This is a genomic window from Buttiauxella noackiae (assembly GCF_000737905.1).
In the GTDB taxonomy this organism is placed as follows: Bacteria; Pseudomonadota; Gammaproteobacteria; order Enterobacterales; family Enterobacteriaceae; genus Buttiauxella; species Buttiauxella noackiae.
The window spans coordinates 36,564-48,266 of sequence record NZ_JPRU01000001.1; the positions used below are offsets into that span (position 1 = coordinate 36,564).

Sequence of the window (11,703 nt, forward strand, 5' to 3'; positions counted from 1 at the left end):
ACGGGGACTTGTAGTAGCAAAAACTAAGCCTGGAAAGAAAATTAACACACTAAGTGAATAAGGTTTCACCACATTTTTGTTTGCTTTTAGTTTTCAGGAGACAACTCGTGAAACGCAAATTTAATGCGCTTTTTATCACTCGACGATTTTCAAAATTTACCGAAAATCATCATCCAACCGGCGCTCGTCATCTTCAAGCTGGCGACGCTGTTGATCCAACTGACGCTGTTGGTCGTCAAGCTGGCGTCGACGGTCTTCGAGCTGACGGCGCCGGTCTTCGTACTGGCGGCGATCGTCATCATTTCGGCGCTGGCTTTCATCCCAACGGCGGTCGTCATTGTCGTCATTACGGTTGTTATTCGGATTGTAGGCGTCGTTAATCGCCTGCGAAATAGACCCCACAATGGAGTTATCAAACAGACCATCCAACGCATCTGCGTGGGCAATGGTTGTCATGGTCAGGGTGCCGAGCAGTAGCACGGTGGAGAGTCGATTCATAAGCCCATCTCATGAAATTTGAGTCTCTGGAAGATAAGAAAAACGCCTCTTTTTCAATAGAGGAGAATTCTCAATTTTCATGCCACACATAATTAACAAATAAGCTTTATATTAAACAAATCAACACCGATGAAATTAACGCCTTTGCACTACTCACCTTTGCCTGGCAAACAATTCGAAAATTCCTGTGCATTTGTTTTATTTTAAGGAAATCATATTGATTTAGCTTAAAAAACAAACAAGATCATTCTTATTCGTTCGGAAAAACCGCAACTTCAAGATAATGAAATTAAAAAACATGATCGTCATCGGTTATTTTAAATAAAAAATAAAACGTTATTTCAACTTATATGATTGGTATGTTTTAATCTTTCCAATTCTAACTAACCCTAAAGAATTAGAGTTACATCGCGGCGGCAATGGAATGAATCCCGATGAGCTTACTCAGGTAAGTCATTCAGACGAGTGAAAACAGCCAACAAAGATGCTGCTTGAAAGATAAAGGGTTTAACTCATACGGACATGGGGCACTCATATGTCTTACGACTACATAGTAATAGCGGGTTATTTCTTATTAATGGTAGCCATTAGTCTGCTATTTAAAAAAATGGCCAGCAACAGTACCAGCGACTACTTCCGCGGAGGCGGCAAGATGTTGTGGTGGATGGTTGGGGCGACCGCGTTTATGACGCAGTTCTCAGCCTGGACGTTCACCGGTGCGGCAGGTAAAGCCTTTACCGATGGCTTCGCAGTACTGGCTGTATTTATCGGCAACATGTTTGCCTATCTTCTGGCGTGGGCTTACTTCGCGCGTCGCTTCCGCCAAATGCGTGTTGATACGCCAACTGAAGCGGTACGTCGCCGTTTTGGCCCGGTCAACGAGCAGTTCTTTACCTGGGTTATTATCCCACTTAGCGTGATTAACGCCGGTGTATGGCTAAATGGCCTTGGCGTGTTCGCCTCCGCTGTATTTAACGCTGACATCATCAGCACTATCTGGATTACCGGCCTTGCGGTTCTGGCCATATCCATGCTGAGTGGCGCCTGGGGCGTGGTAGCGTCCGACTTTATTCAGACGCTGGTTATCGCAGTTATTTCCGTCGCTTGCGCCGTGGTTGCCTTGTGGGCAGTCGGTGGCCCGGCAAACATCGTGACTGAGTTCCCATCCGGCTTCTTTACTGGCCCGGATATGAACTACCCGTTACTGATGGTCGGCACCTTCCTGTTCTTCATCGTGAAGCAGTTGCAAAGTATCAACAACATGCAGGAATCCTACCGTTTCCTGAATGCTAAAGACTCCAAAAACGCCAGCAAAGCCGCCCTGATGGCGCTGCTGATGATGCTGATTGGCGCGGTGATTTGGTTCATCCCACCATGGGCAACTGCGATTCTGTACCCGAATGCCGGCGCGCAATATCCAGAGCTGGGCGCGAAAGCACGTGATGCGGTTTACCTGGTGTTCGCTCGTGAAGCAATGCCGCTGGGTACTGTAGGGCTGCTGATGGCGGGTCTGTTTGCGGCAACCATGTCTTCAATGGACTCCGCACTGAACCGTAACTCCGGTATCTTCGTACGTAGCTTCTACGCAACGATTGTGCGTAAAGGCAAAGCAACAGATAAAGAACAGCTGCGTGCGGGTCAAATCGCCTGCCTGGTTAACGGCTTGCTGGTTATCTTCATGGCGCAGTTCTTTAACTCGCTCAAGCACCTCAGCCTGTTCGACCTGATGATGCAGGTAGCCACACTGCTGCAATCACCGATTCTGGTTCCACTGTTCTTCGGTATGCTGATTCGCAAAACACCTTCATGGGCACCGTGGGCAACCGTAGTATTCGGCCTGGGCGTCTCCTGGATGGTTGTTGATGTGTTCACGCCACAGTATGTCATGTCCTGGTTCGGTGTTGAGAAATTGACTGGCCGCGAAATTAGCGAACTGAAAACTATCATTCCAATCGTTGCACACCTGGTGCTGACCGGTGGCTTCTTCTGCCTGAGCGCGCTCTTCTATAAGCCGCAAACAGACACAAACGTCGAAGCGGCCAATGCATTCTTTAAAGATGTTGAAACCGAGTGTGTTGAAGATGACGCGCAAGACATCGTTGACCGTATGCAACGTAACAAGCTGGGCGACCTGACCATCTACATGGCAATTGGCTTGTCTGCAATGGTGTTTATTCCAAACCCAATGTGGGGCCGGTTACTATTCCTGTCCTGTGCAGCGGCGGTGTTTATTGTCGGGTATGCGTTAAAACGCAGTGCGAAGATCGACCGCACAGCGGTGGTGTTCAGGCCAGCAACGCAAAATAATCGGTAACATTATTCCCTGAGCTAAAAAGCCACCGAAGTTTGCGGTGGCTAATGAGATGGTCCCCACCACCCTGTGAGCGGTACGCTGGCAGGGTGTTTTTCTTTCTGGAGAAGGCCATCATGCAAAACGTTACGCTTATTGGTATCGATCTCGGCAAACATTCCTTCCACGTTCACTGCCAGGATAAATCAGGCAAAGCATTACTGCGAAAAAAATTTACCCGCACCAAACTTATTGAATTTCTGGCTGGGTGTACATCCGCTACCGTTGTGATGGAAGCCTGCGCCGGCGCCCATTTTATGGCTCGCCGGATCGCTGATTTAGGCCATGAAGCAAAATTGATTTCTCCGCAGTTCGTTCGCCCTTTTGTTAAGAGCAACAAGAACGATTTTGTCGATGCAGAAGCCATATGCGAGGCGGCATCCCGTCCCTCCATGCGATTTGTGCAACCACGAACCGAAGCTCAACAGGCCATGCGGGCACTTCACAGGGTCAGGGAATCGCTGGTCAGAGATAAAGTCAAAACGACTAATCAGATGCATGCTTTTTTGCTGGAATTTGGCATCAGTATGCCGATCGGAGCCGCAGTGATAAAACGGCTCTCAACAGTCCTTGCAGATAACGAACTTCCTCCCTATCTGGCACAGCTGCTGATGCGCTTACATGCTCATTATCTTTATCTTGTCGAACAGATCACGGAGCTTGAAACAGCGCTGGAACAAGAGCTGAGTCGTGATGAAACAGGACAACGTCTTCAGACAATACCCGGTGTTGGGCCGATAACTGCCAGCGTTTTATCATCGCAACTGGGCGACGGTAAACAATATGGCTGTAGCCGGGATTTTGCGGCCTCAACCGGCCTGGTACCACGGCAGTACAGCACGGGCGGCAAAAATACGCTTTTAGGGATAAGTAAACGGGGAGACAAAAATCTGCGACGGTTACTTGTCCAGTGCGCCAGAGTCTTTATCCAGAAAATTGATTATCAGTCAGGCAAGCTGGCTGACTGGGTCAGGGCACAACTGGCAAGAAAACACTCCTGCGTAGTGTGTTGTGCTCTGGCCAACAAGCTGGCCCGGATAGCATGGGCAATCACAACCCGGCAGACCGTGTTCGAAAGGTAACGATGACGCCAGTCTGACTGGCAGGTTAATCGTTAATTAAGCAGTTCCCAATCTGGTTTTGCGAAGACTGATTATTGATGACATGAACGGCCTATCGGCCTGATGAAAACCTAACATAAAAAATGGCTCTCTGAAGCCGCGTGGCTTTTTAGGCTTATCAGGTGCGGAACTCATCAAGGCGCGGGCATCGATGCCCATAGTGACGCCGGATAGATTTAGGCAAGCCACCATAAGTCAAAAATCAGTGTTGCAAAAACGGTGGGGACCATAGATTTTTTATGCCTGAAATTCATATCCTGTGTTCATAGGCTGCAATCAACAGCAAACTACAGCCTGATATTGTAAAACCAGCCACGTTGCTTCAAGCATAGGGAAGGGGCTGCGTGATTGCTGTAGGATTGTCTTCTTCCTGCCACGCTATATTTCATCATGCCGCGCTTTGATTTTTTACGTCAAAGCAACACGGCAGCCTATAGGATTGTTGGGCTGCCGTGTCGTTGAGCGGTTTCTGAGTAAAACGCGATAACTAATTTAATATAAAGCTACAGCTCTGCTTGTTCTACCGGAATAGGTTTCCCTATATGGTAGCCCTGTAACCAGTCAATACCCATCTCGGTTAGCAATTGCGCTATTTCTTCATTTTCCACAAACTCCGCAACAATTTCCATATTTTTCAATTTTGCCATTTCGCAAAACGATTTAACGGCACAGTAGCTGAATGGGTCATCAATAATATTTTTGATAAAGGAACCATCAATTTTTAATATGTCTGCATTCAGAATACGCAATCTGTCATAACTGGAGGAACCAGTGCCAAAATCATCAATGGCAATTTTACTGCCTGCATTACGCAGGCTCCTCAGGATGTCTGACGCATTATCGTTATCAAGAATCTCGGATTCAATAATTTCAAAAATAATACGGTGAGGAGCTATGCTATACTTTTTGAATAATGTAGAGACATTATCCAGAAAGTCAGTTTGATATAGTGACTCTGGTGTCAGGTTTATTGAAAAATAGCAATCAGGGTCTGAGGTTTTCCGGCTCTGCATAAAACGGAATGTCTGTTCAATTACCGTGATGTCCAGTGCAGGCAGCAGGCCACCTTTGCGGGCCAAGGGAAGGAATGTATCAGGGAAAATTAATTTGTCATCTGCTGTTTTGAGACGAATAAGGATCTCATGGTAGTGAATTTTGCCCCGAACAGAGATGACGGGTTGTGCGGACAGCACCGTAGAGACAATTGGTTGCGCCATGAGCATCAACGATTGTCTATCGATAGCTTGTTGCAGAACATCGCGTATCACCCCTGATTCAACGATGTTATCTCCCGGAACTGTCGGGCTCAGTGACAATGGTCTTCCATGCAGTAAGGAAATATAACTGTTTATATTTAACTGTTTTATTGCTTCTGATAAGTTGCGGATGATTCGTTTATCACTAGTATACGCGACCCCGCAATTGAGCCCCAGGATAGATGTTTTCCACTGAAAACGGAAAACTCGTAGTGAACGGTAAAATACCGGTACGTCCGGAAGAGTGTTCAGCCTGAGAATGATACCGTGGCCAGGGCTGTAATAAACCTGGTCACAGCATGGTAGTAAACCTGTTATGTACGAACTTAACGCTTTAACAAATTCAAAACGAAATTCAACGCCATAAGTCTGCTCCAGCTCATTTAGTTCGGGGCAACGAATCAGGCATAATGCTTCAGCTGAGTGCTTATCTATATCCATACTCAGAGCCTGAAAATTCAGAAGCCCGGTGTTTGGCTCGGAGCGGTATAGTCTGCTGACATGTTGGGAATATTTTCGGTTATGCGCAGATATCACTCCTGTCGCAACAATTGTCAGCGAGAAAATAAAAATTGTTGTAGATGATATAATTAGACTATGCAGATGGTTGGCATTTGTAAGAGTATTTGCTATTGAAATATACCCATCAATATAATTCCCCAGCAAGGCAAGTATAATTACCCATACAGGAGCCACCAACGCATGCCCAATACGTACTGTTCCCCATAACATTACCGGTAATAACCACAGCAATGAATAGTCTGTAAAGAGCAACGTATTTATATTATTTGAAATCAGACAATACATAATAATGAGCAGTAAAAACCACCAAATTGCCTGATATAAAATGGATGGTCCTGATTTTACGGATGCCTTTACGTGCCTTAAGTACTGAAGACCCCATGCAGGTTTATGGCAGACCCGTAGTAAAAGATAACAAAAGGGAATACCTGTAATACACGAGTTCATCATCCACTGCAGATTAATCAGTGTCTGTACCGTAAAAATTTCAGTGGCTGATTCTGGAGCAAAATTAGCCTGAAGCCAGTGATGAAATATCACATATAAAAGAGAGTTACAGCAGACAAGCCAGCCAATACGCCGCGGGGTTAACTGGCTTCGCCCAAAACTGACCGCGCCACGTTTTCCTGTGTTCCAGTAATAGAGTAACTGACTGATCAGTGCAGCCATGAGCTGGGATGTGAGAGTTAGCTTCGCTGATAACGGATGACAGGAAATCGAGTAAAGGAAAAACACTCCCAGGATAGGAAGCGCCTTCTTTCTGTATAACACCAGCAAAGCAGAAATCAGCGGTAGTGTAAGGTCATAAAACCGGATTGTTGCATCTGCTATATGTTCCTGAGCGGTAAGAGACTCAGCCAGAAACTGAAAGAAGAAAAATGCCACGGTGATGCAAAAAGGGCCCATCATTCTTTTTAGTAAAATATCATCTTTGGCTTCTGCCAATATCATGCTTTTTCTCTGCTTAATATGTTTGTTTTTATAGATGGATATATTTAATGTGTAAAATTACACATTAAATATGCTCGAAATTTCAGAATATTTCTTTACTGCTACTGTAAGGCGTGATAGCCGTGAAAACATTGGTTCTGAATTGGATTGATAAAACAACCATAATCAGCCACCAAAACAGATGAAAGAGACATTCCTGTATTACATAAATGATCGTTCAAAATGATCAACGAATCAATATAAATAGATTGTTTAATAGATTTTTAAGGCTGCCAATCCAAAAAATAATAGCCAAAAACTATCAAAAATGTATTTGTTAAATCTATGTGATTTAATGGTTTCGGAACTTTGGATTCCTGAGTGATACAAGCACGTGTAAACGGAGATTTAATAAGTGATCCGAATCTATCAGGACTTTATCATTTTTCCTGGTTTAACTGTTTTATACTCAAAGCTTATTTCTTTAATGACGTCCTCATAGTGTCCGATTTACGTTGCTGATATTTATGTGATCGCGAAGGCTAGTAAAAAGTATGAAGGCAGTAGAAAAATGGTGCCTTCGCTGTGCTCACAGTTCTCAATGACTATCCAGTCCAGCACAATTCAGCGTAGGTGGGTGAAAAATGCCACCTTGAGCATCATGGTAATTTGATAATCAAATCAATGATGAGCATTTTCGTCAGATGCCTTTTGGTGGTTTTGTTCTCTGGATGAACGGTTTTTATGAACCCACGCTGACAAATCTTTCATTCCTGGATGAATATCACGGCATACTACGCGCTGAAATCAATCGTATGGGTCTTTGCATCAACATTGACTTAAAAATCGCACAACTTCTGGAGAACGAAGTATGAATCAAGGGCCACTAAACGAAGAAGAATTGGAATGGCTGGATGATACACTCACTCAGTACGGTAACGATGATTCCGTGCTGGATGTGTCCGAGTTGGATGGAATGCTCACTGCTATTCTTTCTGCCCCTGGAACGATTCAACTCTCGCAGTGGCAAACTGCACTTTGGGACGGTGAATCACAACTGCCTCATTGGGAAAGTGAAAAGGAGCAGCAACACTTTAACAATCTCGCATGCCAACATATGAACGATATTGCGGAGCGCCTGTGTCATGCTCCGGATCAGTTCGAGCCGCTATTTGGTTTACGTGAAATTGATGGTAAGGAATACACCATTGTAGAAGAGTGGTGTTTTGGCTATATGCGTGGTGTAGAACTGAGTAATTGGGAAGCATTGCCAGAACAACTGGAAACTGTGCTGGAAACGATAGCACTACATGGTGATGAAGCGCACATTGCAAAGCTTGAGCAAATGACTGAGCAAGAATATGAAGCCAGCCAGGCAGCAATTGGTCCTGCTGCGTTACAACTGTATCGTTACTGGCAAGAAAAGCGTGAGGCTGGGTCGGAAGTTTTACATTAATTACACGCCACAAAATCTTTCTTCTAAAAACCAGGCAGCATTCAGTGTGCTGTCTGGCTGCTGCAAAATGCTTATAACCTCAATTGATTCTCATCTGTGAAAAATAGCCTAAATCGCAATATATACTTCTATGCTCCACAATAAATGCTATTAAAACAAATATCTATGTCATCCGCGGATAGTACTTAAGTCAATTCGGGAGCCTAACATCTAACTTTACATTTTCTAACAAGTTGCTCGCATTTTTTACATCTATGATATAATTAGATCGGGAAAGAAAAATTCAGAAACGATAATTCAATGAATAACGAGTCTACTTATGCCGAGAAATTCTTTGAAATTTACCCATGGAGGGTATCCAGTATTTATTAAATTTGCTGATTTTATCTTTATAAACTCGATATTAATATTGAGCGCATTTCTATTAGCCATCGAATCAGCAAGTACTGTTTTGATGCTCAGTTTTCTTTTTTCTACCTCTTTTTTACTATTTGGCGAGTACACTGAGCTTTATCTACATAAACCTAAGAAATGGAGCATACGAGGTCAACTAAGATTGATCCTGTGCTCATTTTTAACTATTGCTTTTGTTGAGTTCGTCAGGATTTTAGCCGGTGGATTGCAATCTTTAGGCTATCTAAGCATTTTTGAAAATAGTTTTTTCCCTGCAACACTCTTATGGTATGCCATACCTCTGTTTTTACTCTATTTAATCCATTTGATTGTTCTTAAGTACTCAGCTAAGAAGAATATACATGTAGCAATTGTGGGCGTTACAGAAAATGGTCTGGCAGCAGAAGATGCACTTGTTAAAGAATACTCGGATATGAAATTGGATTTGGCTTTTTACGATGAACGTGATGTTTCAAGGTTCAGCGCACTAATAAGCCAAATTAATAGCCCTTTTAAGGGATCGGTAAGTGGTCTTGTCGAAGAGGCCAAAGCGGGAAGAGTTGATGAGATCTATATCGCATTACCACTAGTGGCTCTTGAAAGAATACGTCACTTTTTGGCGATGATGTCAGATACCACGGTTAATACTTATATTGTTCCCGATTTTAACTCCTATAGTACTCACATGTCGCAGTTGCGCTCTATCGATAACTTGCAAACGATCAGCATCCTCAGTTCTCCGTTTGAAGGATTTGGTTCTTTTGTAAAGCGAGCCGAAGATTTAGTGCTTGGCAGCATTATTATGGTACTGATTTCCTCGCTGTTATTATTAATTAGTATTGGAATAAAACTAACCTCACGCGGGCCTATATTTTTCAAGCAAGACAGGTACGGTTTGAGCGGGCAAAAAATTAAAGTCTGGAAGTTCCGTACTATGCATGTGATGGAAAATTCTGATACGGTGATACAAGCCACAAAAGACGACCCACGTGTCACTCGTTTTGGGGCATTTTTACGCCGTACGTCTCTTGATGAACTACCGCAGTTTTTTAATGTATTGCAGGGCAGTATGTCGATTGTTGGCCCAAGGCCGCATGCCGTCACGCATAATGAGCAATATCGTAAGCAAGTCGAAAACTACATGATTCGCCATAAAGTTAAGCCTGGGATCACAGGATTAGCACAAATTAACGGTTATCGTGGTGAAATTGATGCACTTTATAAAATGGAAAAGCGTGTCGAGTACGATATCGAATACATCCAGAACTGGTCGTTATGGCTAGATATTAAAATTATTATAAAGACTATTTTCAAAGGATTTGTCGGCAAAAATGCATATTAAATATTTTATTATGGCCGGCATGGTTTTATCGACGCCAGCCATAGCAGACTTAACACCGAAATCACATATCGGCATTGCGGGTATCGATTTTCAAAGCAACGTCGGTGTGAATTATGGTTATGAAGATAATGTGACTTATCAGCCACATAAAAGTGATGCTATTGGTTCAAACTTTATCAGTGTTACACCTGAGGTGAGTTTAACTGGCCAGCGGTATCAGGATAAATATTTATTAATGTACTCAGGTGATTATCGCAATTATAACAATGATACAACTGATAATTACAACGACCATTTCTTTCGTTTTAATGGCGCGTGGCGTTATGGGTTAAAGCATGGCCTCATGTTAAATGTTGAAGATGCTCTTGGACATGAAGACCGTGGGCGTGGCATAACCGAAGGGTTTATACCCGAACAATTTCAAGAGTTTGATGTCAATTCTCCGTTAAGTACCAACTTATTAAACAGTGAACTGCGTTATAGTTACGGTGCTCCTGAAGGGCGGGGGAAAGCAGAAGTTGCGTTGATTTATAAAAAACTTCGTTTCGGTAATACGCAGGATGTGCAGAATACTGACAATGATTTTTATAACTATATTCAGCAGCAGGAATGGCATCAAAACAGCCTCGTTGCTGAAATTTTTGACCAGTACACACCACAAACACGATTCCGTTATAGCTTTATTACCAACCAAATCCATTATGATCATGCTTCAGAAAAAGACAGTAACGAATATTATTTTCTGTATGGGATAAAATCACAGGTTACTGGTAAAACTAACATCGATATGAACCTGGCATGGTTGTATAAAACATTTGAGAACAATCCCAACTCGCAGGATTTTAATGGGCTAAACTGGGATATTAAGGGCGAGTGGAAACCACTCAAACAATCTATTTTTACCGCACATACCTCACAACGCATTAAAGACCCTTCAGAAGTGGGGGGATATATTTTGGTTTCACAGTATGGGATCTCGTATCAACATTTTTGGTTCAATGACCGTTTTTCCACATTGTTAGATTACTCGTACACCACGGAAGACTATAAGAAGCAAGATAAGGACAGAAATGACAAAGAGGGTGTATTCACCTTCACCATGAGTTATGACTTCAGGCCTTCTGTTAATTTTGAGCTGAAATATCAAATAGATACGTTAAATTCGAACAAAGAGACCGATTCGTTTTATATCGGACCTAACGACGACAGAGAAGTCTTGAGAACGTTGGGTTATGACAATTCGCTGATTATGTTTACAGCTAAGGTGCAGATTTAAAATGAAAATAATGAAACTATGGATATTTTTATTTTTCAGTGTGCTTCTGGCAGGATGTTCTGCAACTAAACCACCGCTTATGGATAATCCTGAAGCTGAATCAAAAGGTTATCTGCTTGATGCAGGTGATGCCGTTAATATTAATGTGTACGGCGAACCTGACCTAACAATGAAATTTATACTCGATAAAAGCGGAACTATTACTTTCCCTTATATTGGGCAGCTCACACTAAAAGGCAAAACTCCAGAACAGGTGAGTGCAGAGTTAACTAATCGTCTGCGTGGAGATTACCTGCAAAATCCAATGGTGACGGTGAATATTGCTGAATTCCGTAAATACTATGTTTCAGGCGAGGTAAGGAATCCGAATGGATTTTCCTATGAACCTGGGCTCACAGTTGAAAAATCGATTGCGCAGGCTGGCGGCTTTACAGACAGAGCCGATCGCAAAGATATCAATATTCGCTTAGCTGGCACAAATCAGTTGCTTGAGAACGTGGACGTAAGACATTCCGTTCACCCTGGTGATATCGTGATTATTGGCATGGGCTTCTTCTGA

At 43.2% G+C, this 11,703-nt stretch carries 8 protein-coding genes; 6 read left to right on the plus strand and 2 right to left on the minus strand.

All coding sequences use genetic code 11. From position 1 onward, the window contains the following. Nucleotides 1-156: 156 nt before the first annotated feature. Nucleotides 157-498, minus strand: coding sequence for a DDRRRQL repeat protein YjdP (gene yjdP, locus IX31_RS00135; protein WP_034455036.1), 342 nt, complete (start codon nt 496-498; stop codon nt 157-159). A 535-nt stretch (nt 499-1,033) separates the two neighbouring features. On the opposite strand from yjdP, the gene IX31_RS00140 reads away from it, so the two are divergent. Together IX31_RS00140 and IX31_RS00145 are read left to right on the plus strand one after the other, a co-directional pair. Next, nucleotides 1,034-2,812, plus strand: coding sequence for a sodium:solute symporter family protein (locus IX31_RS00140; RefSeq protein ID WP_034455037.1), 1,779 nt, complete (start codon nt 1,034-1,036; stop codon nt 2,810-2,812). A gap of 113 nt (nt 2,813-2,925) precedes the next feature. Next, a complete protein-coding gene (locus tag IX31_RS00145) occupies nt 2,926-3,930 on the plus strand; it encodes an IS110 family RNA-guided transposase (protein WP_034455038.1) in 1,005 nt (334 codons plus the stop codon). A 542-nt stretch (nt 3,931-4,472) separates the two neighbouring features. Here IX31_RS00145 and IX31_RS00150 read toward each other — a convergent pair. Beyond that, nucleotides 4,473-6,698, minus strand: a complete 2,226-nt coding sequence (locus tag IX31_RS00150) for a sensor domain-containing phosphodiesterase (protein WP_051880445.1) — start codon at nt 6,696-6,698, stop codon at nt 4,473-4,475. Nucleotides 6,699-7,548: 850 nt separating this feature from the next. On the opposite strand from IX31_RS00150, the gene IX31_RS00155 reads away from it, so the two are divergent. The 4 genes from IX31_RS00155 to IX31_RS00170 all read left to right on the plus strand — a co-directional run bounded on the left by IX31_RS00155 (nt 7,549) and on the right by IX31_RS00170 (nt 11,703). Next, complete coding sequence (locus tag IX31_RS00155) at nt 7,549-8,133, plus strand: UPF0149 family protein (RefSeq protein WP_072009395.1); 585 nt, start codon at nt 7,549-7,551, stop codon at nt 8,131-8,133. 319 nt (nt 8,134-8,452) lie between these two features. Continuing rightward, the gene (locus IX31_RS00160) at nt 8,453-9,868 is read left to right on the plus strand and encodes an undecaprenyl-phosphate glucose phosphotransferase (RefSeq protein ID WP_034455039.1); all 1,416 of its coding nucleotides are present in this window, start codon (nt 8,453-8,455) and stop codon (nt 9,866-9,868) included. Then, nucleotides 9,858-11,144 carry an outer membrane beta-barrel protein gene (locus tag IX31_RS00165; RefSeq protein WP_034455040.1) on the plus strand — a complete coding sequence of 429 codons (1,287 nt, stop codon included), beginning with the start codon at nt 9,858-9,860 and terminating at the stop codon, nt 11,142-11,144. Before IX31_RS00160 ends, IX31_RS00165 begins: the two co-directional genes overlap by 11 nt. 1 nt (nt 11,145) lies before the next feature. Beyond that, nucleotides 11,146-11,703 carry a polysaccharide biosynthesis/export family protein gene (locus IX31_RS00170; RefSeq protein WP_034455041.1) on the plus strand — a complete coding sequence of 186 codons (558 nt, stop codon included), beginning with the start codon at nt 11,146-11,148 and terminating at the stop codon, nt 11,701-11,703.

Bases quoted from the DNA above. Each gene is read 5' to 3' on its own strand.
- IX31_RS00150 (WP_051880445.1), bottom strand. From the start codon at position 6,698: ATGATATTGGCAGAAGCCAAAGATGATATTTTACTAAAAAGAATGATG.
- IX31_RS00165 (WP_034455040.1), top strand. From the start codon at position 9,858: ATGCATATTAAATATTTTATTATGGCCGGCATGGTTTTATCGACGCCA.
- IX31_RS00155 (WP_072009395.1), top strand. From the start codon at position 7,549: ATGAATCAAGGGCCACTAAACGAAGAAGAATTGGAATGGCTGGATGAT.
- IX31_RS00145 (WP_034455038.1), top strand. From the start codon at position 2,926: ATGCAAAACGTTACGCTTATTGGTATCGATCTCGGCAAACATTCCTTC.
- IX31_RS00160 (WP_034455039.1), top strand. From the start codon at position 8,453: ATGCCGAGAAATTCTTTGAAATTTACCCATGGAGGGTATCCAGTATTT.
- yjdP (WP_034455036.1), bottom strand. From the start codon at position 498: ATGAATCGACTCTCCACCGTGCTACTGCTCGGCACCCTGACCATGACA.
- IX31_RS00170 (WP_034455041.1), top strand. From the start codon at position 11,146: ATGAAAATAATGAAACTATGGATATTTTTATTTTTCAGTGTGCTTCTG.
- IX31_RS00140 (WP_034455037.1), top strand. From the start codon at position 1,034: ATGTCTTACGACTACATAGTAATAGCGGGTTATTTCTTATTAATGGTA.